Annotated in this window: 25 protein-coding genes; 13 read left to right on the top strand and 12 right to left on the bottom strand. The window is 70.2% G+C overall.

Annotated features, from left to right (window positions below; genetic code table 11):
• The first annotated feature begins 141 nt into the window (after positions 1-141).
• Together ACFYTS_RS05115 and ACFYTS_RS05110 are read left to right on the top strand one after the other, a co-directional pair.
• Positions 142-1,038 (top strand): hypothetical protein, encoded by an 897-nt coding sequence (locus ACFYTS_RS05115; protein ID WP_387301447.1) that lies wholly within the window; start codon positions 142-144, stop codon positions 1,036-1,038.
• An 87-nt stretch (positions 1,039-1,125) separates the two neighbouring features.
• On the top strand, positions 1,126-2,157 hold the full coding sequence (locus ACFYTS_RS05110) for an ATP-dependent 6-phosphofructokinase (protein ID WP_357279305.1): 1,032 nt from the start codon (positions 1,126-1,128) through the stop codon (positions 2,155-2,157).
• A 148-nt stretch (positions 2,158-2,305) separates the two neighbouring features.
• Here the strand turns inward: ACFYTS_RS05110 and ACFYTS_RS05105 are convergent, their stop codons facing one another.
• Positions 2,306-2,887 carry a CGNR zinc finger domain-containing protein gene (locus tag ACFYTS_RS05105; protein WP_387301445.1) on the bottom strand — a complete coding sequence of 194 codons (582 nt, stop codon included), beginning with the start codon at positions 2,885-2,887 and terminating at the stop codon, positions 2,306-2,308.
• Positions 2,888-2,974: 87 nt separating this feature from the next.
• Here ACFYTS_RS05105 and ACFYTS_RS05100 point away from each other — a divergent pair, with 87 nt between their 5' ends.
• The gene (locus tag ACFYTS_RS05100) at positions 2,975-3,469 is read left to right on the top strand and encodes a carboxymuconolactone decarboxylase family protein (protein ID WP_387301443.1); all 495 of its coding nucleotides are present in this window, start codon (positions 2,975-2,977) and stop codon (positions 3,467-3,469) included.
• A 66-nt stretch (positions 3,470-3,535) separates the two neighbouring features.
• Positions 3,536-3,757 (top strand): hypothetical protein, encoded by a 222-nt coding sequence (locus ACFYTS_RS05095; RefSeq protein ID WP_357279313.1) that lies wholly within the window; start codon positions 3,536-3,538, stop codon positions 3,755-3,757.
• 27 nt (positions 3,758-3,784) lie between these two features.
• On the opposite strand, the gene ACFYTS_RS05090 is transcribed toward ACFYTS_RS05095, so the two are convergent.
• Positions 3,785-3,982, bottom strand: a complete 198-nt coding sequence (locus ACFYTS_RS05090) for a DUF397 domain-containing protein (protein ID WP_357096120.1) — start codon at positions 3,980-3,982, stop codon at positions 3,785-3,787.
• A complete protein-coding gene (locus ACFYTS_RS05085; protein ID WP_357279318.1) occupies positions 3,979-4,860 on the bottom strand; it encodes a helix-turn-helix transcriptional regulator in 882 nt (293 codons plus the stop codon). Before ACFYTS_RS05085 ends, ACFYTS_RS05090 begins: the two co-directional genes overlap by 4 nt.
• A gap of 380 nt (positions 4,861-5,240) precedes the next feature.
• Between ACFYTS_RS05085 and ACFYTS_RS05080 the strand changes: the two genes are divergently transcribed.
• Positions 5,241-5,426, top strand: coding sequence for a hypothetical protein (locus ACFYTS_RS05080; protein WP_357279320.1), 186 nt, complete (start codon positions 5,241-5,243; stop codon positions 5,424-5,426).
• Between the two features lie 19 nt (positions 5,427-5,445).
• On the opposite strand, the gene ACFYTS_RS05075 is transcribed toward ACFYTS_RS05080, so the two are convergent.
• The 3 genes from ACFYTS_RS05075 to ACFYTS_RS05065 all read right to left on the bottom strand — a co-directional run bounded on the left by ACFYTS_RS05075 (position 5,446) and on the right by ACFYTS_RS05065 (position 9,619).
• Positions 5,446-7,599: a protein kinase gene (locus tag ACFYTS_RS05075; RefSeq protein WP_387301439.1), complete on the bottom strand. Its 2,154-nt coding sequence runs from the start codon at positions 7,597-7,599 to the stop codon at positions 5,446-5,448.
• A 68-nt stretch (positions 7,600-7,667) separates the two neighbouring features.
• A complete protein-coding gene (locus ACFYTS_RS05070) occupies positions 7,668-8,327 on the bottom strand; it encodes a response regulator transcription factor (protein WP_357096127.1) in 660 nt (219 codons plus the stop codon).
• 95 nt (positions 8,328-8,422) lie between these two features.
• Positions 8,423-9,619 carry a histidine kinase gene (locus ACFYTS_RS05065; protein WP_357279325.1) on the bottom strand — a complete coding sequence of 399 codons (1,197 nt, stop codon included), beginning with the start codon at positions 9,617-9,619 and terminating at the stop codon, positions 8,423-8,425.
• A 167-nt stretch (positions 9,620-9,786) separates the two neighbouring features.
• On the opposite strand from ACFYTS_RS05065, the gene ACFYTS_RS05060 reads away from it, so the two are divergent.
• Together ACFYTS_RS05060 and ACFYTS_RS05055 are read left to right on the top strand one after the other, a co-directional pair.
• On the top strand, positions 9,787-10,572 hold the full coding sequence (locus tag ACFYTS_RS05060; RefSeq protein WP_387301436.1) for a hypothetical protein: 786 nt from the start codon (positions 9,787-9,789) through the stop codon (positions 10,570-10,572).
• A 203-nt stretch (positions 10,573-10,775) separates the two neighbouring features.
• Positions 10,776-12,068 carry an alpha/beta-hydrolase family protein gene (locus tag ACFYTS_RS05055; protein ID WP_387301434.1) on the top strand — a complete coding sequence of 431 codons (1,293 nt, stop codon included), beginning with the start codon at positions 10,776-10,778 and terminating at the stop codon, positions 12,066-12,068.
• Here the strand turns inward: ACFYTS_RS05055 and ACFYTS_RS05050 are convergent.
• The 3 genes from ACFYTS_RS05050 to gatC all read right to left on the bottom strand — a co-directional run bounded on the left by ACFYTS_RS05050 (position 12,029) and on the right by gatC (position 16,065).
• A complete protein-coding gene (locus tag ACFYTS_RS05050; protein ID WP_387301432.1) occupies positions 12,029-14,020 on the bottom strand; it encodes an ADP-ribosylglycohydrolase family protein in 1,992 nt (663 codons plus the stop codon). The genes ACFYTS_RS05055 and ACFYTS_RS05050 overlap by 40 nt on opposite strands.
• Before the next feature lie 279 nt (positions 14,021-14,299).
• Positions 14,300-15,769, bottom strand: coding sequence for an Asp-tRNA(Asn)/Glu-tRNA(Gln) amidotransferase subunit GatA (gene gatA, locus ACFYTS_RS05045; protein WP_387301431.1), 1,470 nt, complete (start codon positions 15,767-15,769; stop codon positions 14,300-14,302).
• Positions 15,766-16,065 (bottom strand): Asp-tRNA(Asn)/Glu-tRNA(Gln) amidotransferase subunit GatC, encoded by a 300-nt coding sequence (gene gatC / locus ACFYTS_RS05040; protein WP_357279337.1) that lies wholly within the window; start codon positions 16,063-16,065, stop codon positions 15,766-15,768. Before gatC ends, gatA begins: the two co-directional genes overlap by 4 nt.
• A gap of 245 nt (positions 16,066-16,310) precedes the next feature.
• Here gatC and ACFYTS_RS05035 point away from each other — a divergent pair, with 245 nt between their 5' ends.
• The 3 genes from ACFYTS_RS05035 (at position 16,311) to ACFYTS_RS05025 (ending at position 18,156) form a co-directional block, all read left to right on the top strand.
• The gene (locus tag ACFYTS_RS05035) at positions 16,311-16,961 is read left to right on the top strand and encodes an amino acid-binding protein (RefSeq protein ID WP_357096145.1); all 651 of its coding nucleotides are present in this window, start codon (positions 16,311-16,313) and stop codon (positions 16,959-16,961) included.
• A gap of 212 nt (positions 16,962-17,173) precedes the next feature.
• Positions 17,174-17,590, top strand: a complete 417-nt coding sequence (locus ACFYTS_RS05030) for a hypothetical protein (RefSeq protein WP_357279340.1) — start codon at positions 17,174-17,176, stop codon at positions 17,588-17,590.
• 26 nt (positions 17,591-17,616) lie between these two features.
• The gene (locus tag ACFYTS_RS05025) at positions 17,617-18,156 is read left to right on the top strand and encodes a hypothetical protein (RefSeq protein WP_387301428.1); all 540 of its coding nucleotides are present in this window, start codon (positions 17,617-17,619) and stop codon (positions 18,154-18,156) included.
• A gap of 126 nt (positions 18,157-18,282) precedes the next feature.
• Here ACFYTS_RS05025 and ACFYTS_RS05020 read toward each other — a convergent pair whose 3' ends face one another.
• A complete protein-coding gene (locus ACFYTS_RS05020; RefSeq protein WP_387302068.1) occupies positions 18,283-18,798 on the bottom strand; it encodes a GNAT family N-acetyltransferase in 516 nt (171 codons plus the stop codon).
• Positions 18,799-18,926: 128 nt separating this feature from the next.
• A complete protein-coding gene (gene ligA / locus ACFYTS_RS05015; RefSeq protein ID WP_387302066.1) occupies positions 18,927-20,984 on the bottom strand; it encodes an NAD-dependent DNA ligase LigA in 2,058 nt (685 codons plus the stop codon).
• Between the two features lie 268 nt (positions 20,985-21,252).
• On the opposite strand from ligA, the gene ACFYTS_RS05010 reads away from it, so the two are divergent.
• Both ACFYTS_RS05010 and ACFYTS_RS05005 read left to right on the top strand, forming a co-directional pair.
• Complete coding sequence (locus tag ACFYTS_RS05010; RefSeq protein WP_387301426.1) at positions 21,253-22,494, top strand: ATP/GTP-binding protein; 1,242 nt, start codon at positions 21,253-21,255, stop codon at positions 22,492-22,494.
• 100 nt (positions 22,495-22,594) lie between these two features.
• The gene (locus tag ACFYTS_RS05005; RefSeq protein WP_387302064.1) at positions 22,595-22,930 is read left to right on the top strand and encodes a hypothetical protein; all 336 of its coding nucleotides are present in this window, start codon (positions 22,595-22,597) and stop codon (positions 22,928-22,930) included.
• Positions 22,931-22,946: 16 nt separating this feature from the next.
• Here ACFYTS_RS05005 and ACFYTS_RS05000 read toward each other — a convergent pair whose 3' ends face one another.
• Positions 22,947-23,801 carry an SAM-dependent methyltransferase gene (locus ACFYTS_RS05000; protein WP_387301424.1) on the bottom strand — a complete coding sequence of 285 codons (855 nt, stop codon included), beginning with the start codon at positions 23,799-23,801 and terminating at the stop codon, positions 22,947-22,949.
• Positions 23,802-23,930: 129 nt separating this feature from the next.
• Between ACFYTS_RS05000 and ACFYTS_RS04995 the strand changes: the two genes are divergently transcribed.
• Entirely contained in the window at positions 23,931-24,485 is a 555-nt protein-coding gene (locus ACFYTS_RS04995; protein WP_387301422.1) for a TetR/AcrR family transcriptional regulator, read from the top strand.

The following is a 24,485-nucleotide window of genomic DNA, read 5'->3' as shown; positions in this document are numbered from 1 at the left end:
CGCCCACCGAAAACCACCCATACCCACGGCATTTGACCCGCTTCCTCCGGGACCGTGACAATCCCTGAGATTGACGGGGTTCCGGTGCGTCCGCTAGGAACAGGGAACGCGCCGGACGCCGGGGCAGATGGAGGTTGACGGGTGCACGCACCGATTTCACGCGGACGGCGGCGGCTCGCCCGGACCGCCGGTCGCGGCGCCCTGGTGTTGCTACTCGGCGCCCTGACGGCCTGCAGCAGCAAACCCGTACTGGTGCCGGACAAAACGAGCACCGCGGCGACGCCCGGGGCCACCGTCCCGGCCACCGTGGTCGCCCTGCCGGGCACACTGGCCTGGGATTTCGTCAACGAGTTGAAGCCGTCGCTGTCGGGCAAGGTGGGGCTGGCCATCACGCCGGTGGGCAGCGATCGCACGGTGGCGCTGGGCGATTGGAGCTCGGGACCGGGCTGGTCGACCATGAAGGTGCCGCTCACCTTGGCCGCGCTGCGCAAGAGCTCGTCCAACCAGACGGCCGCGATCAATGCCATCGAGTACTCCGACAACAGCGCGGCCGACACCCTGTGGCAGGCGTTGGGCTCGCCCGATGTCGCCGCCCAGACCGTCCAGGACGTGCTTCGCGAGGGTGGCGACACCGACACCACAGTGCCCGCCACCCGCACCCGATCGGACTACTCGGCCTTCGGACAAGCCGACTGGTCATTGGCCAATCAGGTCAAATTCGCGGCCAAACTGCCGTGTCTGCCCGAATCCGAGGCGGTCACCTCGCTGATGAGCAAGGTCGGCTCCGGTCAGCGCTGGGGCCTGGGCAATCTGGACGGGGCCGAGTTCAAGGGCGGCTGGGGACCCGACACCAGCGGGAACTACCTGGTCAGGCAGCTGGGCCTGATTCCCACCGCCGGCGGGCAGATCGCCATCGCGATTGCCACCCAGCCCAATTCGGGCTCCTTCGACGACGGCACCGTCATTCTCACCAAGGTCGCCACCCTGATCGGCAAGCACCTCGACGAGCTCCGGGGCGGCGTCTGCGCGGCGGGCTAGCGGCCTGGACGAACCGCCGCGAACCGTAACCGGCGGTTCACGGGGGTGCAGCCCACGGACCACCGACCTCAGGGCAAGATGGGGTCCATGCGCATCGGAGTCTTGACCGGAGGCGGAGACTGCCCCGGCCTGAATGCCGTCATCCGTGCTGTCGTTCGCACCGCGAACGGCCGCTGGGGGGATGCCATCGTGGGCTTCCAGGACGGCTGGCGCGGACTACTCGAGGATCGCAAGATCCAGATCCTCAACAACGACCGCACCGACCGGCTGCTCACCAAGGGCGGCACCATGCTCGGCACCGCGCGCACCAATCCTGATGTCCTGCGCGCCGGACTTCCCCGCATCAAGCAGACCCTCGACGACAATGGCATCGACGCGCTCATCCCCATCGGCGGCGAGGGCACCCTCACGGCCGCCTCCTGGCTGGCCGACGAGGGTGTGCCCGTGGTGGGCGTGCCCAAGACCATCGACAACGACATCGACTGCACCGACACCACCTTCGGCCACGACACCGCGGTCGCCATCGCCACCGAGGCCATCGACCGGCTGCACACCACCGCCGAATCCCACCAGCGCGTCATGCTCGTCGAGGTGATGGGGCGGCACGCGGGCTGGATCGCCATCAACTCCGGCATCGCCGCCGGCGCCCACCTCACCCTGGTGCCCGAGGTGCCGTTCGACGTGGACGAGGTCTGCGCCATGGTGAAACGGCGCTTCCAGCGCGGGGATTCGCACTTCATCTGCGTGGTCGCCGAGGGCGCGCACCCCGATCCGGAGTCCATGACGCTGCGCGACGGCGGGATCGACGAATTCGGGCACGTCCGGTTCACCGGGGTCGCCCAGCAGCTGGCGCCGGAGATCGAGCGGCGCATCGGCAAGGAGGTTCGGGTCACCGTGCTCGGGCACGTGCAGCGCGGCGGCACGCCGACGCCGTACGACCGGGTGCTGGCCACGCGATTCGGCGTGCACGCGGCGGAAGCCGTGCATGCCGGGCAATTCGGGCAGATGGTGGCGTTGCACGGCACCGAGATCGCACTGGTGCCGCTCTCGGAGGCCACCAAGCAGCTGAAGCTGGTGCCGCAGGATCGGTATCGGGAGGCCGCCGCCTTCTTCGGCTGAGCCGGAACACCTCTCATCGAGCGTGAGAGACGGCCCTCGCACCCGTTGGTGCGAGGGCCGTTTCGCGTCTCGGGAAGGCACGGTCCGGCGATCGAGTAGGCGACGCTGGTCGAGCCCGGGACGGAGGGCGTCCGGGACGGTGGTGGGCTCAGTCGTCGCGGTGCTGGGCGTAGTGGCGGGCCGCGCGGGCGCGATTGCCGCAGGCCACCGAGCACCACTCCTGGCGCGGATGGGATTTCACGAAGTACCGCACGCAGCGCGGGGCGGGGCAGACACGGATCTGCTCGGCCTGCGGTCCCCCGAAGAACTCGATGACGGCATCGGCCAATCCGGCCTTGACCGTGTCGAGTTCGGTCTTCGTGAGCAGCCGGTATTCGAGACGCTGCCCCTCGCTGTCCCACTCGAGCAGCCGCAGCGCGGGGGCGGCGGCGTGGTTGATCGCGGCCAGCGACTCGGGGAAGGGCGGCAGCACGGTGGCGTCGGCGGAGCTGGGCGGATGCGGCGCAACATATTCCGCGAACAGCGCGCGCACCTGCTGGCGCAGGTCCACCAGGGCGGCGCGGTCGTCCTCGGTCGGCAGCCAGGCCTCGAGGTCCACGTACACGCCGACGTCGACGGCATGGGCGACCAGCCATTCCCGGGTGGATTCACGGGTGCCGAAGGCGTCCGTCAGACCGCGGCTGGTGGCGCGGATGGTGTTCGCCAAACGAAGTGCCAAGGGATCGACCATGACTCGATTCTAACGGGTATTGATTTCCGAAGCCATGATGTTCTAACGTGTGAAAGCACGATCTCCCGTTAGAAAGTTGAGGACGTCATGATCACTCCGATCGAGCAAGCACCCCTGTTGGACGAGGTCCGCAAGCGCATGGGCCGGGTGCCGAACATGACCAAGGTGATGGCGAACGCGCCCGTGGTACTGGAGGGTTACCTCGGGCTGGCCGGCGCGCTGAAGAAGGGCACGCTGCCCGCCCCGACCTCGGAGCGCATCGCGCTCACCGTCGGCGCGGCCAACGACTGCGACTACTGCGTCGCCGCGCACACCTTCACCGGCAAGCGGGTTGCCAAGCTCAGCACCGAGGAGATCGAGGCCGCCAAGCAGGGCACCTCGGCGGACACGAAAGAGGCCGCGGCCGTGGCCTTCGCGCGCGAGCTGACCGAGAGCCGCGGCAAGGCCGATCCGGCCGAGGCGCTGGCCGCGGGCTGGACCCAGGAGCAGGTACTCGAAATCGTGGCCCTGGTCGCCCTGCAGACCCTGACCAACTACGTCAACAAGGTCGGCGAGACCGAAAACGACTGGCCCGCCGCGTAATTTGTCCCATTCATGGCGTGATCGGCCCCCTCGGGGGCCGCACGCGGATACCTAAGGTCGACACTCATGAACGGCGTCAAGTCCCCCAGCCTGATCGACGCGCAGGTGCTGCGCTCCCTGCTGCACAACGGCATCGTGGTCCGCGCGGTCGCCCTGGCCGTGGCCACCATCGTGCTGCTCGTCATCCACCACCCCACCTGGGTCCCCTACGCGGTCAGCGGCTACGCCATCTGGAACGCCGCCGCGGTCACCCTCAACTCCGCCCGCGCCGCCGCACGCGCCGCCTGAACACCGACGACAGCGGCCCGCACAGCCTCAGTGGTCGAACCGCCCCGCGGCCACGGCGGTGGTGAAGCGATCCCAATCGGCCGGCGGGAACACCAGCGCCGGACCACCGGGATTCTTGCTGTCCCGCACCCCGACGCCGCCGGCCAGGAACGCGATCTCCACGCATTCCTTGGCCCCGGTGCTGCGGGCGCTCTTGAACCACCGGACGCCGGGTTCGACGGTCACGTCGCGTACTCCTTCGCCGCCCTCCGCAGGAGGTCTCTGCTCGTCGTCTCGTCCAGCGCGGCGCGCTGAATCGCTTGGTAGGCCTCGCGGTAGCGGTCGACCGCGGCCTGCTTCTCCAGGTAGAGGTCGCCGAGAAAGTTCTCCAGGTAGACGACCGTGGGTTCGAGGGGGCGGTTGCCCGCGTCATGGCCGAAATCCAGGATCACGAACGGGCCCACCGTGTGGCCGATCGGCACCCCCGCCGAGAAGGGTAGTACACGAACAGCGATCGTCGGCAGAGTCGACATGTCGGCCAGCCGCCGCAGCTGCCCCGCCATGACGCGCGGACCCCCGACAACGCGATGTAGTGCGGTTTCGTGCACCACCACATCGAAGTGCGCGGGACTTCGCTTGCGCGTCAAGAGGCTTTGACGACGGGTCTTCAACTGCACCCGGCGGTCCAGTTGGTCACTCTCAGCATCCGGCCAGTAATCATTGATCAGCACCCGCGCGTACTCGGCGGTCTGCAACAGGCCGGGAATGATCTCCGGCTGGTAGGAGATGAGGTCGCGGGCCGAAGCCTCCAGGCCCACATACACATTGAAACCCTCGGGTATCAGATCGTCGTACTCGTGCCACCACGACTTGACGCTGGTCTGTTGCGCGAGGCCGGTCAGGGCCGAACAGAATTCGTCGTCGAAGTCGTAGATCCGACACAATTCGCGGACATCGAGAACCCGGATCTTCTCGGCATTTCCGGTTTCCAGACGTTGCAGTTTGGACTCGCTCCACTCCATCAGCGCGGCGGCCTCGGCAATCGTCATATTGCACTGCATCCGGCCTTCCCGCAGGTACCTCCCCAGCTGCCGGCGCGGCAAAGTCGAACCATGATCGGACATCGAATCCTCCCCCACGAAGGCTGTTTTCGGTCACTGCGAATGATGCTCCCACGCGATATGAATGCCGACCTGGAGCTTTCGGAAAGTTTCCCACCGCGCGCGGGCAATGATTGTCGGTTCGCCGAAACGGTGCTGGACTTGAGTCGCGCCCGGTGAGAACCGGAGCCCTGACATCTCTGGACCCACTCGTCCCCGAGCCGGGCGCACCCAATCCCTCCCGTGCCGACCTCCGAGATCGGGTGTGACAAGGACCCGATTGCGGCGTGGCGCGCAAGGAATCTCGGTAGGCTTGTGTGGGCCCGGCGCACCAGCGCCGCATACCGAGCGCCAGCGCCGGACCGCGAACTGTCCAGCCCCTGCGCTGCCCCCGGTGGACGCCCATGATGTATCTGTTCGACTGCACGATGGACCCCGGCGACCTGGGTTTGCCCCAGGCCCATCAAGCCATGCAGATCCACAAGTTCTGCACCGTGGACAACTGCCTGGTCCGCCGCCGAGCCCGCCAAATCCTCGTCGACAAAGGGCAAATGGTCCTCGGCGACCGCGCCCGATATCCCCGCTCCTGAACCGCCCCGGCCGGGCCGCCTAGCCCGACACCACCACGACGGCCACGGCCACCAGCAGCACCAGCGCCAGCACCGCGAGCCCCAGCACCACCAACGCGGTGGCCTGCGAGGCTCCCACCCGCTGCCCGGCCGCCGGAATCACCGTCGGCCGCACCGGCCCCACCCCGAACGGCGGCGGTCCGTACCCCTGATGCCCCGGCATCCCCACCGGCCCGGAGGCCGCCATCTCGCCGGCGCCACTCGAAACCGGCTCGGCCACAACGAACTCCGTCGCAGGCGCGGCCCGCACCGCACCCCCGGCGGCGGGGTTCGCACCGGCGGGCACGAACGCGCCCGAATCCGGATGCCGCGACATCCCGCCCGCCTCGTCCCCACCGCCGGTTACCGCCTCGGGCGCGTCCTCGGCCTCGCCGCCGAGCGAATCATCAGGGTGCGGCGCCGCGTCGCCAGCCGTCGATCCGGAACCGTCCACCGCGTCGGTCGGCGAATCCGCCACCACCGCCTCGAGATCCGTCGAAACAGACGATTCCGAAGCCGAATCGGCGACAACGCCCCCACCAGCCGACTCCGCCCGATGCACCGCCTTCTCGACCTCCTCTTCGGAAGAAGCCACCGAAACCACCGGCTGCGCAACGACATCGGTCGGCCGCTGCCACACCTCATCCCCCGACGGCTGCGGCCGATACCGCGGCGCCGACCCGACCTGATCGGCCACCCCGGCGGGCTGCACGGCGACCGCAGGAGTCTGCGGCGCACCCGGGACTTGTTGTGCCGCTGGGTTACCGGCGCCGCCTGCCCGGGATGGCCCCTGAACCCGAGCCTCCGGCTGCCCCGGGGCCTGCGGCGTGTACCCGAGGAAAGGCGGCGCGCCCGCGGGTGCCGATTGCGCTGGCATGGAAGGACCGGCGGCAGCGGGCTCCGGCGCTTGGGGGTGCGGGCGAACGGTTGGACCCGAACCGACATGGTCCGCGTCGTGGGGCGACGGGAGGACCGGTGTCCCGGCGGCCGGTTGCAGTGGCGCGGGATATGCGGAGGGCGCGGCCGGGGACGGCGGCGGCACCGGATAGGCGGGCCCTACCGGCGGAGGCAACACCGGCTGGCCGGACTGCGCTTGCGGCGCGGGGTAATTGGGTGCCGCGGCCGGTTGCTGGGATGCCGGGTAGTTCGGTGCGACCGGAGGCTGGGCGGCGGCGGGCGGCGCGTGGTAGGGCTGTTGGGTCGGGGGGACCGCCGGGGGCGGGTAGGCGGCGGCTGGGACCTGGTACGGCGGGGCGGGGTAGGGCTGGGCGTAGTTCGGCTGGGGGGCGGGCGGGTTCGGGTAGGCGGGGTGCTGGGCCGGGGGGCCGGAGAGGGCCCGGCGGGCGGCCTTGGCGAAATCGGTGCAGGTGGGGAAGCGGTCGGCGGGGCGTTTGGCCATGGCCTTGGTGAGGACGGCGTCCATGGCCGGGGAGAGGCCGGCCCGGCGGAGGCTGACCGGGGGCGGGAGGAGCTGGAGGTGACCGCGGATCAGTTCGCCGGGGTGCGGGGAATCGAAGGGGCCCACCCCGATCAGGAGCCAGTACAGGGCGCAGGCCAGGGAGTACTGGTCGGTCGTGGGGTCGAGGTGGGCGCCGGTCATCTGTTCGGGCGAGGCGTAGGCCAAGGTGGCGGTGAACATCCCGGCCTGGGTGAGGTGGGTGGAGTCCTCGCGCAGGCGGGCGATGCCGAAGTCGGTGAGGAAGACGCGTTCACCGTGACCGGCGACGGCGCGGGCCAGAATGATGTTGGCGGGCTTCACATCCCGGTGCAGGACGCCCATCCCGTGCGCGTAGTCCAGAGCGTCGGCGACGCCCTCGATCACCTGCACCGCGCGCTCCGGGGGCAGCGTGGCCACGTTCACGCCCGCCGCGTCGACCCCGTCCACGTACTGCATGGAGATCCACAGCATCTCGTTCTCGGTGCCGCGGTCGTACACCTCCACGATATTGGGGTGATCCAGCCGCGCGACCAGATCCGCCTCGCGCTCGAATCGGGCGCGGATCTCGGTGTCCGCGTACAGTTCCCGGTTCAGCAGCTTCAGTGCCGTCAGCTTGCCCAGGCGCGGATGCCGGGCCAGATACACCGAGCCCATCCCGCCCTGACCGAGCAGTCGTTCGATGGTGAACCCGGCGAACACGTCACCGCCATTCAGCACTGTCCACGACCCCCTTCCGGTGACGTACAAATCCGTGAGCCTACCCGCCGAAACGCTGTCGGGGCAGGTCAGCCGGGGGTCACCAGTCCGGATTCGTAGGCCAGCACCACGGCCTGCGCCCGATCGCGCAGGTTCAGTTTGGTGAACACCTTCGACACGTGCGTCTTCACGGTTTGTTCCGCCACGAACAGGCTTTCGGCGATCTCGGCATTGGACATGCCGCGCGCCACCAGTTCCAGTACCTCCCGCTCGCGCGGGGTGAGCACCGACAGCTGCGGGGCGGGCGCGCGCCGGGTCCGGCGGCTGGTGACGTCGGCGATGAGCCGGCGCGTCACGGTGGGTGCCAGCAGCGCGTCCCCGGCGGCCACCACCCGCACGGCGCGCACCAGTTCCTCGGCGGGCGCGTCCTTGAGCAGGAAGCCGCTGGCGCCGATGCCGAGCGCCTCGTACACGTAGTCGTCGATGTCGAAGGTGGTGAGCATGAGCACCCGCACCGGCGGGTCGAATCCGGCGTCGAGAATCACCTTGGCCGCGTCGAGCCCGTTCATCTCGGGCATGCGGACGTCCATGAGCACCACGTCCGGCCGCAGCCGTTTCGCTTCGGCCACAGCGGCTTTCCCGTCCGGAGCGTCACCGATCACGCTGATGTCGGGCTGCGCGGCCAGCAATGCCCCGAATCCCTGCCGCACCATCGCCTGGTCGTCGGCGATCAACACGGTTATCGCCACAGTCCCACCTCACGCACGCAACCGAGTTTGCCATGCCGGGGGCGGAACGGCCGTCACGAAGACAACTTCGCACCCCGGCCGGGTAGGGACCGGGTTTACAGCGTGACGGGCGTGAGAGCGGTCAAGGGCAGCCGGGCGTGCACCTCGAAGCCGCCGTCGGGCCGGGGTCCCGCGGTGAGCACGCCCCCGACCGCCGCCGCGCGGGTCTGCATGCCCGCGATTCCGGAGCCCGCCGCGGCGGAGTGGTCGCCGGCGCGCACCGCGATCGGGCGATCATTGCCGACGGTCAAGGTGAGTTCGTGGGTGCAGGCGATGCGCACCCGCACCGCCGCGCCCGGCGCGTGCCGCGAGGCATTGGCCAGCGACTCCTGCACGATCCGGTACAGCGCCAGCCCGGTGGTCTCCGGCACCGCGCCGAGCTCGCCGTCGACGGTCCAGGTGAGCGGCACCCCGGCCCGTTGCGCACCCTCCAGCAGGCCCGGCAGGTCGGCGGCGGAGGGCTGCGGCGCGTGCTCGGGCAGCTGCCCGTCGCTGCGCAGCACGCCCAGCATGCCGCGAATCTCGTTGAGCGCGGCCCGCGCACCCGTCCCGATGGATTCGAATTCGGCGCGGGCCTCGGCCGAGAGCCCGTCGATCCGGTAGGGCGCGGTCTGCGCCTGCACCACCACCATCGACATGTGGTGCGCCACCACGTCGTGCAGGTCGCGGGCGATGCGCGCCTTCTCCTCCAGGATCGCGCGCCGGGCCCGCTCCAGCTCGGTCTCCTCCTCCGACTTCAGCAGCGCCCGCCGCGACAGCACCACCCACCGGATGAGCAGGCCGAACACCACCAGCCCGGTGATGGCCAGCGGCCAGCCGAAACCGGACTCGGCGAAACTGTCGCCGGTCTGGGCCATGGCGGTGGCGAACAGCAGCGAGGTCGACAGCCACACCACGCCCACGATCCGGATGGGCGCACGCACCGCCACCGCGAACACCAGGGCGAACAGCGCCAGAATGTGCACCACCTGGAATGGGATGGTGTTTCCCGGCTGATGCGGCACGGCCAGCGTGATCAGCAGCGCCGACCCGGCCGAAACCGCCCATCCCAGTGGCGGATTCACCCGCACCAGCAGGATCGGGAACGCCGCGAACCCGGCGATGAACGGTGCCGCGGCCGCGGGCACCTTGTGGGTCAGATGCAGTGTCGGCCACGCCACCGCGATGAAGATGAGCGCGAGCAGCACCGTGAACCCGTCGAACCACTGCCTTGCCCGTGCCACCCGGGCCTGCCCTGACAACTTTCCACCCATGCCATCGACGGTAGAGACTCCGCCCGCCCCACACCTCATACCCCTGAGTGATCTCCCACCCCCTACCCCGGTACGACACCGGCACAGGTGTCCCCCGCACCGCCCACGACGCAACCGCACCACAGGCTGACGCCCCGGTCGGAAGCCGATTCCTAGCGTCTATCCCCATGAGAGCGTTCCCGATTTCCCGCAGGAATTCGCCCCGTTCCACCTCGCCGGTCCTCCCGTCGCACGACTCCGCCGGGCTCCGCCGCTACGGCGCGCTCGCGGCCGCGGCCGCCGTCGTGTGCACGGTCGGCGTCGCGTTCGCCCCGGCCGCCGGCGCGGCGGCCGACCTGCCGCGCCGGCCCGAGAGCTCGTCGGCCCGAGCGAGCCTGCTGGAGTCGATCGCCGCCCGACCGAACTCCACCGCGATCCCCGACGACTTCGCGGCCGCGGCCGGGTACCGCCCCGTCGTCGAGGCGGGCATGCTTCTCAACCCCGAGGGTGACTGCTCCTCCCCCATCCCTCTCCCGGCCGAATTCGACCTGGCCTGCAAATCCCACGACCTCGGCTACGACCTGCTGCGCTACGCCGCCGCCCACGGCCAGCCGCTGGGTCCCTGGGCCCGCAGATCCGTGGACGCCGCACTGGAACAGCGCATGCACACCGCCTGCGCGGCCCGCGAGGACGCGCTGTCGCGCACCCGGTGCCAGGTCATGGCGACCATCGCCGCGACGGCCGTGGACCTGAATTCCATCCGCCAGAACTACGGCAGCCCCGTCTACGAGCCATTCTTCGAGCACACCGGCACGGGCCCCACGCCCGCCGCGCTGGTCGCGGCCGGAGCCGGCATCGCCGGACTGGCCTTCGCGGCAACCATTCCGGTGCGCCGTACCCGCTCCCGCCGTGGCACAGCGGCTCGGGAACGCGACGTCGCGATCGCCGGTCCCGCCTCGGCGGTGGCGCTGTGATCCCCGCCGGGCACGCCGCCCGTCGCGGCCGCCTCGAGCGGGTGCGTACGGATGCGACCGTCGCGCCGCGGAAGTCGAGCGATCGCACCGGACCCACGCCAAGCGACGATCCGACGGGGAGAAATGGTGCTACCGCGCGGCGGTCTCGGGGGGCATCGGGATGGACATGGTTCCACGCGCCACGGGTCGGGACGAGCGCGGCGATGGCAGGCGGGGCGCTCGCGTCGCTGGCACCGGGGTTGCTGCCGCGCACACCGTCGGCACAGGCGATCGTGACCGCGCTGCTGGTGCTGATCGGACTGGCGGTGGCGGGGATCGTTCGGATGATGTTGCGCTGGACTCGGTTCGGGGTGGAGCGGCTGGTGCGGTGGCGGGCTCCGGTGGCGGTCGCGGGGACGGGGCTGGTCGGGGGTGCGATGGGGTATGCGGAGCATTGGCAGAACTCGCTGCGGAATGCCATGGGGGTCGGGGGTATCGGGCCGGGGTACTGGGTGCAGTGGCTGGCGTGGACGGTGCCGATCGTGGCGGTGGTGGTGGGTCTGGCACACGGGGTGCGGTGGGTGGTGCGCCGATTGGGGCGGGCGCGGAGTATCGCGGCGGGGGTGGCGCTGGGGGTGGCGGCGCAGCTGATGATGGTGCCGAGCCTGGTGGAGTGGCGGCGGGCGGCCTACGCGGCGGCGGATTCGTTCGTGGATCCGGAGCTGGTGCAACCGGATTCGCCGACCCGGTCGGGGAGTCCGGTGTCGATGGCGAGCTGGCCGTCGCTGGGCGCGCAGGGGCGGCGGTTCGTGGCGGGGACGCCGGCGCGGGCGGTGCGGGTGTACGTCGGGTTGAACTCGGCGGCGGGGCTGCAGGCGCGGGTGGCGCTGGCGGTGCGGGAGCTGGAGCGGACGGGTGGATTCGAACGGCGGAATCTGGTGGTGACCGTGCCGACCGGCTCCGGGTGGATCGACAGCGATGCCGCCAAGGGACTGGACGCGCGGTTCGACGGGGATGTGGCGCTGGTCGGATTGCAGTACTCGGACGCGCCGAGCTGGGTCACCTTCGTCTTCGGGCGCAATGCCGCCGAGGAGTCGGCGCGGGCCCTGTTCCGGGCTGTCGAACAACGGATCTCGACGCTGCCTGACCCGCCGAAGCTCTACATCTACGGGCAGAGCCTGGGCGCGCTGGGCGGCAGCGCGGTGTTCACCGACGACGCCGACCTGGACCGCCGGGCTTGCGGCGCGCTCTGGGCGGGTCCGCCGGGCGGCCAGGTGCGGCACGGGCGGGCGGCGGTGCTGGCCAATGCCTCCGATCCGGTGGTGCACTGGTCGCCGTCCCTGCTGTGGCGCGCACCGGATCTCACCGGCACCCGGCCGGATGCTCCGGTCCCGCCGTGGTTTCCGGTGGTGAGCTTCCTGCAGACCTCCGCCGACCTGCTGGGCGCGCTCGACGCCCCCGCCGGTCACGGGCACCGCTACGGCGTCGACCAGGGCACGGTACTGCCGGGCTGCTGAGTGGGTTCGCGGACTTCGCGGGTGAAGTCCCCGACCAGCCGGTCGATGGCGGCGGCCGCGTCGAGCCGAGCCCGCCAGACCTCCGGGATGGCGTCCGCGCCCAGGCGGGCCCCGAGCAGCGCGCCGCAGATGGACCCGGTGGAGTCGCTGTCCCCGGAGTGGTTGACCGCCAGCAGCACGCCGTTGCGGAAGATCTCTTCCGGTGTGCCGCCGACGTTCTCGGCGCACACCGCCGCGCACACCGCCAGCGCGAGAGCCTCGGAGCCGATGACGCCGCTGCCCAGTCGTTCCAGCAGTCCGGGCGCGGGCATGGGCCGCCCCCGGAAGGCGACGGTGTCGGCCAGCCGCACGGCCGCGTCGAGCGCCTCGGAGGTCTCCTCGTGGTTCCGGTTCCGGACCAGCTGCGCGCGGGCCTGTTCCACCGCGGTCCGCACGTCCAGCCCCCGGCCCAGCCCGTACACGGTGGCCGCGAAGGTGCCCGCCGGCAGCCAGCCGCTCGGGTTGCCGTGGGTGAGGGCCGCCGCGTCGCAGGCCAATTCGAAGGCGTGCTCGAGCGACGGCGTGAATCCGCAGGGCGCGGAACGCACCACGGCCGCGCAGCCCTTGGAGTCGTTGATCGGGTGGTCGCGGGTGCCCAGCGGCGTGCCCGGCCGCTGCCGGGCGGCCGCGCGCAGCATGGCCGAGATGGTGGTCTGGGTGGGACCCCGGTAGGTCATCAGCTCCGGATACACGGTCAGCCCGCTCTGCAGCGGCACCGGCTGTTCGGGCACCGCGGCCTGGCCCTGCCCGCGCAGCCACACGAGCAGGTTCTCCTGGATCATGCCGACGGCCGCGGCATTGCCACGAGCCCGCACGCGCGCGCTGCGGATCAGCGCCTCCATGGTGAACAGGGTCAGCTGGGTCTCGTCGGAGATGCGGCCCTTGTAGCCGCCGCCCTCACCGGTGACGCCCTGATTCCCGTAGCGCTGCTGGATGTTCGGCAGCAGCATGGTCTCGATCGGCGCGCCCAGCGCGTCCCCGATGGCGCCGCCGAACAGGCAGCCGCGCACGGTGTCCTCGCGGGGCAGCCGGTCGGCCGCCGCCGCGCGCGGCCGCCGCACCAGCGACACCGGTTCGGCCACCGTCTCCCAGGCGGCCCGCGCGAATTCGTAGCAGGTCTCGTAGCGGTCGCGCGGGTCCTTGGACAGCGCGCGCCGCAGCACCGCGTCCAGTTCGGCGGGAACCTCACGCCGGAACTGGCCGGCGGGCGGAGGCGGGGACTGCAAGTGCCCGAGCATGACTGTCGCGATGTTCGGCGCGTCGAAGGGCCCGCGCCCGGTGAGCAGCCGGAACAGTGTGCAGGCCAAGGAATACTGGTCCGAGCGCGGCCCCATGGGCGCGGAGGTCAGCTGCTCCGGGGAGGCGTAGGCGAGGGTGGCGTTGAGCATGCCGGTGCGGGTCAGGTGCGCGGTGTCGTCGAGCACCCGGGCAATGCCGAAGTCGCTGAGCAGGACCCGTTCGGCGAAGCCGGTGCCGATGCCGCCGGAGCGCGACAGCAGCAGATTGGCGGGCTTCACGTCGCGGTGCAGGACGCCGCGCGCGTGCGCGTAATCCAATGCGGCCGCGGTCTGCACGATGATCTCGACCGCCCGGTCCGGGGGCAGGCCGACGGGGTCGATGGACGCGCCGTCGACCCCGTCCACGTACTGCATGGCGATCCACAGCTGCTCACCCTCGTCACCGCGGTCGAAGACGGTGATGATGTTGGGGTGGTCGAGCTGGGAGATCACATCAGCCTCGCGCTCGAAGCGCTGCCGGGTCTCGTTGTCGCCGAACATCTCCCGGTGCAGCAGTTTGAGCGCGATCAGCCGCGGGAGCCGAGGGTGGCGGGCCGCGTAGACCGAACCCATTCCGCCACGGCCCACTTCGCGCTCGATCACGTAGCCCGCGAAGACTTCGCCGCGTCGCAACATCCCCTGACAAACCCTTCACACACGCCGAAACGCTGCCAGCCTACCGGTCGGGACCGACGCGTCGCAGGCAATGCCGGATCGGCCGGATACCGACTGCCCGGAATCGGACAAGCCGGACAGCGACTCACCTCCGCCGCTGACCAGCGGTGAAACTCCCGCCGACCGAGCGCGAGCGCACCGGGACCGGCACGGCGAACGGCCCGCCACCGCCGCGGACAGCATGCGGCCCCCGCCGGTTGACACCGGCGGGGGCCGAATTCGCTTGCGGGATCGGACCGATCAGGCGATCGGGCCGCGGGCCGCCTCGTAGGCCGCGCCGACCCGGTACAGGCGGTCGTCGGCCAGCGCCGGGGCCATGATCTGCAGACCGACCGGCAGGCCGTCGTCCGCGCTGAGCCCGGACGGCACCGACATGGCGCAGTGCCCGGCCAGGTTGGTGGGCAGCGTGCACAGGTCCGAGAGGTACATGGCCAGCGGGTCGTTGACCTTCTCGCCCAGCTTCCACGGGGTGAACGGGCTGGTCGGCGAGACCAGCACGTCGACGGTCTCGTAGGCCTTGTCGAAGTCCCGCGCGATCAGGTTGCGGACCTTGTTGGCCTGGCCGTAGTAGGCCTCGTAGTAGCCCGAGGACAGCGCGTAGGTGCCGATCATGATGCGGCGCTTGACCTCCGGACCCAGTCCGGCCTCACGGGTCATGGACATGACCTGCTCGGCCGAGTGGGTGCCGTCGTCGCCGACGCGCAGGCCGTACCGCATGGCGTCGAAGCGCGCCAGGTTCGACGACACCTCCGACGGCAGGATCAGGTAGTAGGCGGGCAGCGCGTACTCGAAGTGCGGGCACGACACCTCGATCACCTCGGCGCCCAGCTCCTTCAGCTGCGCGACCGCGGCGTCGAAGGAGGCGAGGACGCCGGGCTGGTAGCTGTCGGAGTGAAGCTCGCGCACCACACCGACTTTCAGGCCCGACAGGTCGCCCTTGGCGCCCTCGCGGGCGGCGGCGACCACCGGCGGCACCGGCACATTGCGGGAGGTGGAGTCACGCGGGTCGTACCCGGCGATGACCTCGTGCAGCAGCGCGGTGTCCAGCACGGTGCGGCCGCACGGGCCGCCCTGGTCCAGCGAGGACGCGCAGGCGACCAGGCCGAAGCGGGACACGGTGCCGTAGGTCGGCTTGGTGCCGACGGTCGCGGTGACCGCGGCGGGCTGGCGGATCGAGCCGCCGGTGTCGGTGCCGATCGCCAGCGGAGCCTGGAAGGAGGCCAGCGCGGCGGCCGAGCCGCCACCCGAGCCACCCGGAATCCGTTCGGTGTCCCAGGGATTGCGGGTCGGGCCGTACGCCGAGTTCTCGGTCGACGAACCCATGGCGAACTCGTCCATGTTCGTCTTGCCGAGGATCGGGATGCCCGCCTCGCGCAGCTTGGTGGTCAGCGTCGCGTCATAGGGCGACACCCAGCCCTCGAGCATCTTCGACCCGCAGGTGGTCGGCATGTCGACGGTGGTGAAAACGTCCTTGAGCGCCAAGGGAACACCGGCCAGCGGCGAATCCACGGTCCCGGCGGCGATCCGGCGGTCCACCTCGGCGGCGGTGACCAGCGCCTGCTCGCCCGCGACGTGCAGGAAGGCGTTGATCTCCCCGTCGACATCGGCGATGCGGCGGATGTGGGCCTCGGTGACCTCGACCGAGGACACCTCGCGGGCGTGGATCTTGTCCGCGAGTTCCGCCGCGGACAGCTTGGTCAGGTCGGTCATTCGCCCTCTCCCAGAATCTGCGGAACCATGAACCGCTGCTCCTCGACGGCCGGGGCCATGGCGAGCGCCTCGTCCGGAGTCAGGCACGGCTGCGGCACATCCGGGCGCGTCACGTTGGTCTCCGGATTCGGGGATGCGGTGGCGGGCACATCGGCGGCGGCGACCTGCGAGATCTGTGCGACGTGGGTCAGGATGGAATCCAGCTGACCGGCGTACAGATCGAGTTCGTCGTCCGTCAAAGCGAGCCGGGACAGCCGGGCGAGGTGGGCTACCTCGTCCCTGGAGATGGCGGGCACCGCGGGACCCCTTTCGGCATGGTTCGAGCTAGGTGATTGGCCATCCGACAGCCTAGTGGGTTCACCTTCGGCCACCGGTCGCAGGTACGCGCCGGACCTGGCACCATCAATGTGTGACCCACCGGTAGGTGGCCCACGTCACAGCAGATGCTTCGATTCGATAACGGGCTCTCGAGGGTGTAAGTATTGCGGGACTCGGGTACCCGTCGGAAAGTTTCGGTCGCACAGTAAAGAAAGGAAGGCACGTGTCATACCTGCTTCGCGTGCAACTTCCGGATCGCCCAGGGAGTCTCGGATCACTGGCGCTGGCGCTGGGTTCCGTTGGCGCGGACATCCTCTCGCTGGATGTCGTCGAGCGCGGCGACGGCTTCGCGATCGACGACATCGTCGTCGAGGTGCCGACGGGCGCACTGCCCGACACCCTCATCACCGCCGCCGAATCACTGCACGATGTGCAGGTGGATTCGCTGCGGCCGTACTCGGGGATCCTCGACACCCACCGCGAACTCGAGCTCATCGACCAGGTCGCCAACGCGCGCGACGACCGGTTGCAGGTGCTCGTCGACGGCGCGCCCCGGGTGCTGCGGGTCGGCTGGTCGACCGTGATCGACATGGGACCGCAGGGCGCCTACCGGGTGGTGGGCTCCCAGAGCGCGCCGTCCACGCAGGCCGCCTCCGCGCCGTGGATGCCCCTGGAGAAACCGTCGGTGCTCGACGGTGACGCCGACTGGGTGCCCGATCTATGGAAGGACATGGACACCAAACTGGCGGCCGCGCCGCTCGGCAATACCGGCAAGGTGCTGTTGCTGGGCCGCCCGGGCGGACCGGACTTCCGGCCCTCGGAGGTGGCCCGGCTGGGCTACCTGGCCGGCATCGTCGCGACCGTGCTGGGCTGAGCCGCACCCTCTTTCACCTCGCGTTTCACGCCCCCACCGGAGATCCGGTGGGGGCGTTTCGCATTGCCGGACCGCTGCGCGCCTCCCCGTTTCCTACGTAGGAACTCAGTAGATTCCCAGGTTTTACCTACTATTCACCTACGTAGATCATCTACGGTCTTACTCAGTAGATAAGGAACGGCCGAGACGCCGCGCAGAGAGGCAATGACGCCATGCAGCACGCCCATCGACCACGACCCCACCTCCGCCGCATCGGCCTGATTCTGGCCCCGCTGGCCGGCGCCACCATGCTCGCCGCGGGACCGGCATCCGCCGAACCGTCCACGCACGGCGGCACCTCACCCGGATCCTCCGACCCGTCGCGGTCCGGGGACCGCGGCAACCGGCCCGGCATCGTCACGCACGGCAATGACAACACCGGCATCCACGCCCGGGATCCGCTCGGCTTCAACCACACCGACACCGATCCCGTTCTCCAGAACCAGCACCCGCGGCAACCCGGCACGGTCCGCCCGCCGAACCAACCGCCGAACCGGGTCGGCGGCGGCAACCCGGCCACCTGGACACCCACGTGGGACCGGGACGGTTCCGGCTACACCGTCTGCCCCGCGCTCGCCAGCCACTGCTGACCACGGACCGAGACCAGGGAGCCACCATGACTACTGCCATGACCGCGCGGCGCGGCTCGCGACGCTTCGGGCGGGCCGCCGCTGCGCCCATCGCCATCGCCGCCCTGGCCGTCGCCGGGCTGCCGCTCGCCGCGACCGCCGACGCGGAAACCGGCGAGCGCCGGGCCCGCGCCGGGTGTCTGTGGGCGGGAACGACTTACCCGCAGGACAGCACCGTCATCGCGGGCGGTACCAGCTTCCGGTGTGGCACCGACGCCGGGGCGCCGTACTGGTTCGCCGGTGCGGACACCGACCGGCCCGCCACGGTGCGGACACCGGGCGCGACCGGCAGCCCGATCGGTCAATTCAGTCCGGGCGCACGGCAACCCGGCACCAGCTACACCGACTACTGCGTCGGCAATCAGCTGATCCCGGGCACCGACGACGTGTACCAGGTGGTCCGGCTGCCCGGGGACGTGCTGCTGTGGAAGGCCGCCGAACCCATCGCCGGATGGACCTTCGACGGGGCGCGGCCCACACCGACCTGGCGCACCGCATCGCTCTGCATCGACGGCGTGCTGACCTGAGCCCCGCCCGCGGGAGACATCCCCGCGGGCCCGCGAGGTTGGCCGACTCGGCCCGAACGGTCGAGCCGGTCCGCCGCGCCGGGTCGTATCGACCGGCGCTCCGCGCGACTGACGACAGAGCCGGAGTCAGTCCCCCGCCGCGACCTCGAACCGCATGACCGTGAGCGGCAGCCCCGAATCGGTGTGCCAATCGCGTTCCGGCACATGCGCGAAACCGAACCGGTCGTACATGCGGCGAGCGTCCTGCATGGTCGGCATGGTGGTGAGAACCACCGCGTCGAACCCCTCCGCGCGGGCGGTCTCGATCACCCGTTCCAGCAGGGCACGGCCGATGCCGAGGCCGCGGGCACGCTTGGACACCGCGAGCATCCGGAACTCCAGCTCCCCGGGCCGGGCGATATCGGCGAACGGCGTGCCCGGCCGGGCCATGGTCAGGGAGCCGAGCAGTTCCTCGCCGCGCACGGCCACCAGGATCTCCGCCGACGCCGCGCGGGTGGCGGTGTCGGCGAGCTCCGCGACGTACAGGCTCTGGGGATTCACATGTCCCTCGCCCACGTACACCTCGACGGTCAGCGCACCGACCGCGGCGAAATCTTCGACCTCGGCATCCCGAATCACCACGGCGTCACCGTCCGCGCCCATCACCACAACTCCGTCCTCGATCGATCCCACACCGTCATCCCGCCGTGGCCCGGCATCCGCGCTCGGCCGCGAACACCCACCGGTGCGGGCAGCGCACGAGTACGCTCCGCACCGGCACCTGGCGGTCGCTACGACACCGCCTCGGGGCCGCCCTCGAGGAGTTTGACGAAGCCTGTTTCGTCGAGGATCGGGACGCCGAGTTCCTCCGCCTTGTCGGCCTTGGAGCCGGGCGAGTCGCCGATGACCACGAAAGCGGTCTTCTTGGAGACGGATCCGGCGGCCTTGCCGCCGCGGATCAGGATCGCTTCCTTCGCGCCGTCGCGGGTGAAGGTCTGCAGCGAACCGGTCACCACGATGGACAGGCCCTCGAGGTTGCGTTCGATGGACTCGTCGCGCTCGTCCTCCATGCGGACACCGGCGGCGGCCCACTTGTCGACGATGTCGAGATGCCATGGCACGGTGAACCATTCGGTGACCGCGGCGGCGATGGTCGGGCCGACGCCGTCGGTGGCGGCCAGCTCCTCGGCCGAGGCCTCGCGGATGCGGTCCATGCTGCCGAAGGCGGTGGCCAGGGCGCGGGCCGCGGTGGGACCCGCGTGCCGGATGGACAGGGCGACCAGGACGCGCCACAGCGGGCGATCCTTGGCGGACTCCAGATTTTCCAGTAGGCGTTTGCCGTTCTGCGACAGCGTGCCCGCCTTGTTGGTGAACAGCGTGGTGGTGAGCAGCGTCGCCTCGTCGAGGGCGAACAGGTCGCCCTCGTCGGCGATCGCGCCCGACTTCAGCAGGTCGATGGCGGCCTCGTAGCCCAGCGCCTCGATATCGAACGCGCCGCGCCCGGCCACGTGGAACACCCGCTCCCGCAGCTGCGCCGGGCAATACTGCTGATTGGGGCAGCGGATGTCGGCGTCGCCCTCCTTGGCGGGGGCCAGCTCGGTACCGCATTCGGGGCAGTGCGTGGGCATCACGAAGGCGCGCTCGGAGCCGTCACGTGCGTCCACCACCGGGCCCAGCACCTCGGGAATCACGTCACCGGCCTTGCGGATGGTGACGGTGTCGCCGATGAGCACGCCCTTGCGCTGCACCTCCGAGGCATTGTGCAGCGTCGCCATGGCGACCGTGGAGCCCGCCACCGTCACCGGCTGCATGACCGCGAACGGCGTAACCCGGCCCGTGCGACCGACATTCACCTGAATGTCGAGCAGCTTGGTGGTGGCCTCCTCCGGCGGATACTTGTAGGCGATGGCCCAGCGCGGCGCGCGCGACGTGGCGCCCAGGCGGCGCTGCAGGCTGAACTCGTCGACCTTGACGACCTGGCCGTCGATCTCGTGCTCGATGTCGTGGCGGTGCTCGCCCCAATAGTTGACGCGGTCGACCACCGCGTCCGCGCCCCGCACCCGCACCGTGTGCGCCGACACCGGCAGACCCCAGGCGGCCAGCGCGCGATACGCCTCGTGCTGCGACTCCGGCGCGAAACCGTCCAGGCGGCCGAAGCCGTGGCAGATCATGCGCAGCCGCCGCCGGGCCGTCACCGCCGGATCCTTCTGGCGCAGCGAGCCGGCCGCGGTATTGCGCGGATTCGCGTACGGCGGTTTGCCTTCCGCCACGATGGAGGCGTTGAGCGCTTCGAAGTCGGCCAGCGTCATGAACGCCTCACCGCGCACCTCGAGGAGCTTCGGCGCCGGGAACTCGTCGCTGTGCACCAGCTCGTGCGGGATGTCCTCGATGGTGCGGGCATTGAGGGTGACGTCCTCACCGGTGCGGCCGTCGCCGCGGGTGGCGCCGCGCACCAGCCTGCCGTCCTCGTACACCAGGTTCAGCGCGACGCCGTCGATCTTCACCTCGCACACGTAGTGCAGGTCAGTGCCGGCGTCGGCCTCCACCTTGGCGATCCACTGCCGCATCTCGTCCTCGTTGAACACATTGTCCAGCGAGTACATCCGCTCCAGGTGATCGACCGGCGCGAACTCCGTCGTGAAGCCGCCCCCGACCAGCTGGGTCGGCGAGTCGGGAGTCCGCAGATCCGGATGCGACTCCTCGAGCGCCACCAGCCGGTTGAACAGCTCGTCGAACTCACCGTCGGTGATGATCGGCGCGTCCCGCACGTAGTAGCGGAACTGGTGGTCGCGAACCTCCTCCGCCAACCGCTGCCACTCGACCCGCTCGTCCCCGCTCGCCGCGGTGATCTCCTTGCCCGATTCGCTGCCCGATTCGCTCACAGAAGGCACTCTATCCCGCCCCACCGACAGGTTTGATCAAACATTCCCGCACGTCGAGCCGCATTCGCGCGGGACCGGAACGGCTCGTCGCCGAGTCGCCGCGACCGCGTCGCGGCCCTCGCGCACGACCGTTCGCGCTGTCGCGCAGCGTCATTCGCGGCCCGCCCGCGATCCGACCGCCACGTCCGAATAAGGTGAGTCGCATTTCCGACCCGCGACCGGCAGGATGTCCAGGGTGTTGCGTAGTTTTCAGGTGACGAACCATCGGTCCCTCGCCGAACCGCAGGAGCTGCGGCTGACCCGGGGTAGCGGACCGGTCGCCACGCCGGTCACCGCCGTGTACGGCGCGGCCGCCACCGGCAAGACCGGCCTCATCGACGCGCTCGACCGCATGCGCGACGCCGTGCTGAACTCTGTCACCGGGTGGGACCCGTACTCCGGGCCCGACCGCACCCCGCATCTCGGATTCTCGGATCGCCCTTCGGAATTCGTGGCCAACTTCGTCGCCGAGGGCTGCCCGTACACCTACGGTTTCCGGCTCGACAATGCCGATGTGGCGGCGGAATGGCTGCACTCGCATCCGCACAATCGCAAACGGGTGGTCTTCGAACGCGCCGGAGACGACATCCGGATCGGGCCCATGTTCGAGGCCGCCCGGTACGGCCTGGGTGCGGTGGTGCCGCTGGTGCGGCCGAACGCACTGCTGCTCAGCCTGTCCGGGCAGCTGTACGCCGAACCGCTGGTGCCCGCCTACCGCTGGTTCCAGTCGCTGCTGGAAGTGCAGTGCGGGCAACCGGATCCGCAGGAGATCGCGCACCGCGTCGGCTCGCACATCTCGCGCTCCACCGATCACGCGGTGCGGCTGCTGACCCTGCTGCGCGGCGCCGACCTGGGCATCACCGATCTGCTGCTGCCCTCGGACGATCCCATGTACGCCGACTACCTGCGTGACCTGGACACCGACATCTCGTCCACCACAAAGGAAATCGAGAACTGCACGGTGTCGGCCAACTACGCCGAGGAGATGTTCCTCGAGCACGGCATCACCGTCACCCTGCTGCAGCGCGAACTGGCCAACCTCTACGCCGCCCGCGACGCCCTGTACTCCCGCATGGTGGCCCGTCGCGGCGTCGGCCTGGGTCTGACCCACGAGGGCATCGAGACCGCCTTCGACATCGCCGACGAGTCCAGCGCCACCCTGGCCATGCTGCGCCTGCTGCCGCCCATGCTGGACGCCCTCGACACCGGCGGCGTGCTGGCGGTCGACGATATCGACGCCGCCCTCACCCCCGAGACCGCCGACAGCCTCATCCAGCTGTTCCAGAACCCCGAAACCAATACCCAGGGCGCGCAATTGGTGTTCACCACCGCCAACCGCACCCTCATCGACCGCGGCAACGGCCGCTCCCAGTCCAAGCGCACCACGGTCTGGCAGCTCCGCCGCCACCGTGGCGTGTCCGAACTCACCGCCCACTAACCGCTGTCCGGGGCCGGACGCGACGCCGCCTAGCATGGACTCCATGCTCATCCAGCTCGCGTTCGTCCTGCTGATCGGCGGCGCCCTGGCCGCGACCGTGATGTACTACCGCCGCGCCAACGGCGGCGGCGGTCGCGCCCTGCCCGGCTTCGGCGCCCCCGCCGAACTCGAATCCGGCACCCTGCACGTCACCGGCGTGAGCCCCCGCCCCGCCGAGCTCGGCGAGCAGTACGTCACCATCAGCGGCAGCATCTCCGGCCCCACCGTGGTGGCCCACGAGGTCTACGGCCGCTTCGCCTGGGACGTCAACCAGTGGCCGTCGATCGGCGACCGGATCCCCGTCGCCTACCCCACCGGCAAGCCCGACAAATGGCAGCTCGGCCACCCGGGCGCCCGCCCCTACTTCGGGTCGAAGCGGCCGAAGGACCAGGGCTGATCCTCCGGCCACGGGGTCATCGTCCGCGGCGGACGGCCGCGATATTGCCGATGCGAGGGTCGAGGGGACCGACCGGACGGTCGAGGTGGGCCGTCATGTCGTTCCAGCTGCGGAACTCGGTGGACCAGCCGAGAGAATCGAGCCAGGACTGGACGTCGAAGTCCTGGGACGTGGTGATGGGGGCCGGGTCGGAGGCTCGGTCACCGGCGACCAGGCGGCGCAGGTCGCGGTACTGCGGGGCGTCGGGGTCGACGACGTAGCGGGCCGCCCCGAAGCGGCTGCCGGGGGCGGAGAGGTCGGTGAGGGTGCGGACCACGTGCTGGTTCCAGTCCTGGTTCAGGTATCCGAGAGAGCCCTCGTCCACCCAGTAGGTGGGGACGCTCGGGGTGAAACCGGCTGCCAGCAAGGGGGTTCGCCAGTCGTCGCGGAGGTCGGAGACGACCACGTGGCGATGGCAGGCGGGGGTGGCGGGCAGGGCCGCGAGGACGGGCTCTTTGAAGGCGAAGAGTTCCAGGAGATCGATCTCGAACACGTGGGTTCCGGGTGGGAGGGGCATGCGGTAGGCGCGCGTGTCCAAACCTGCTCCCAATAGGACGATTTGGGCACACCCCGCGGTGATCGCCGCACGGAATCGCTCGTCGACCAGGTGCACGCCGACGGTGCGGCCCTCGTAGAACTGGTCGGCCACGGCCTCCACGCGGGCCCAACGGCCCGGCTCGAAACCCGTGCGGGCGGCGGCCACGAAGGCCGCGGCCTGCGGGTCGTCGTAGAGGCGGTCGGGACGTTCGGACTCCCGCGCCCGGATGACGGCCACCCCGATCGCCGTCATGGCCACGCCGTCGACCGGCACTTTCGCTACTGATTCGGTCATGTCACTGCTCCCCGCGCGTGAATTAACTTGCCGCCCGGCTAGGTATCTGGCGGTGAGGGAGACGCTAGGCTTTTACCTTGCCGGGCGTCAAGCAAAATGGCCGGGCGTCGAGCAGAACGAAGGGATCCGATGGACGGGCGTCGCAGTGACACGCGGGAGCGGATTCGGGCCGTCGCCATGGAGTTGTTCTCGGAGCGGGGATACGAGAAGACCTCGTTGCGGGAGATCGCCGAACGCCTGGGAGTCACGAAAGCCGCGCTGTACTACCACTTCCGGACCAAGGAAGACATCGTCGCCAGTCTGTCGGAGGATCTGCGGGGCGGCATCGACGAGATCGTGACCTGGGCCGAGGGTGCGCCCGAGAGTCGGGAGCGAGCCCGGGGGATCGTGATCCGGTACGGGGCGCTGCTGCACAGTCTCGGCAAGGACATGATCCGGTTCTGGCACGAGAACCAGCCCGCGTTCCGGGACCTCGGGTTCGGGACGAGCCTGCGCTACCAGTTCCGGGTGCTGGCGGACCTGATGAGCGCGCCGAGCCGGGAGCCGCTGACCGTGTTCCACGCCCGGCAGGCGCTACTGGCCATCAGCTGGAGTCTGTCCATGATGGGGGACCTGGAGCTGTCCGACGAGGAGAGCAACGCGGCGGCCGTGGCCATCGCACTCGACATCGTCGAGCGGATGTAG

The sequence above is a fragment of the Nocardia sp. NPDC004151 genome, assembly GCF_042874235.1.
Lineage (GTDB): Bacteria > Actinomycetota > Actinomycetes > Mycobacteriales > Mycobacteriaceae > Nocardia.
This window is presented reverse-complemented; position numbering and strand designations above follow the sequence as displayed.

Excerpts from the sequence above, each read along its gene's own strand:
- ACFYTS_RS05030 (WP_357279340.1), top strand. The coding sequence starts at position 17,174 with ATGCAGCACGCCCATCGACCACGACCCCACCTCCGCCGCATCGGCCTG.
- ACFYTS_RS05105 (WP_387301445.1), bottom strand. The coding sequence starts at position 2,887 with ATGGTCGATCCCTTGGCACTTCGTTTGGCGAACACCATCCGCGCCACC.
- ACFYTS_RS05020 (WP_387302068.1), bottom strand. The coding sequence starts at position 18,798 with ATGGGCGCGGACGGTGACGCCGTGGTGATTCGGGATGCCGAGGTCGAA.
- ACFYTS_RS05060 (WP_387301436.1), top strand. The coding sequence starts at position 9,787 with ATGAGAGCGTTCCCGATTTCCCGCAGGAATTCGCCCCGTTCCACCTCG.
- ACFYTS_RS04995 (WP_387301422.1), top strand. The coding sequence starts at position 23,931 with ATGGACGGGCGTCGCAGTGACACGCGGGAGCGGATTCGGGCCGTCGCC.
- ACFYTS_RS05000 (WP_387301424.1), bottom strand. The coding sequence starts at position 23,801 with ATGACCGAATCAGTAGCGAAAGTGCCGGTCGACGGCGTGGCCATGACG.
- ACFYTS_RS05055 (WP_387301434.1), top strand. The coding sequence starts at position 10,776 with ATGGCAGGCGGGGCGCTCGCGTCGCTGGCACCGGGGTTGCTGCCGCGC.
- ACFYTS_RS05065 (WP_357279325.1), bottom strand. The coding sequence starts at position 9,619 with ATGGGTGGAAAGTTGTCAGGGCAGGCCCGGGTGGCACGGGCAAGGCAG.
- ACFYTS_RS05080 (WP_357279320.1), top strand. The coding sequence starts at position 5,241 with ATGATGTATCTGTTCGACTGCACGATGGACCCCGGCGACCTGGGTTTG.
- gatA (WP_387301431.1), bottom strand. The coding sequence starts at position 15,769 with ATGACCGACCTGACCAAGCTGTCCGCGGCGGAACTCGCGGACAAGATC.
- ACFYTS_RS05110 (WP_357279305.1), top strand. The coding sequence starts at position 1,126 with ATGCGCATCGGAGTCTTGACCGGAGGCGGAGACTGCCCCGGCCTGAAT.
- ACFYTS_RS05085 (WP_357279318.1), bottom strand. The coding sequence starts at position 4,860 with ATGTCCGATCATGGTTCGACTTTGCCGCGCCGGCAGCTGGGGAGGTAC.
- ACFYTS_RS05050 (WP_387301432.1), bottom strand. The coding sequence starts at position 14,020 with ATGTTGCGACGCGGCGAAGTCTTCGCGGGCTACGTGATCGAGCGCGAA.
- ACFYTS_RS05005 (WP_387302064.1), top strand. The coding sequence starts at position 22,595 with ATGTACTACCGCCGCGCCAACGGCGGCGGCGGTCGCGCCCTGCCCGGC.
- ACFYTS_RS05025 (WP_387301428.1), top strand. The coding sequence starts at position 17,617 with ATGACTACTGCCATGACCGCGCGGCGCGGCTCGCGACGCTTCGGGCGG.
- ACFYTS_RS05100 (WP_387301443.1), top strand. The coding sequence starts at position 2,975 with ATGATCACTCCGATCGAGCAAGCACCCCTGTTGGACGAGGTCCGCAAG.
- ACFYTS_RS05095 (WP_357279313.1), top strand. The coding sequence starts at position 3,536 with ATGAACGGCGTCAAGTCCCCCAGCCTGATCGACGCGCAGGTGCTGCGC.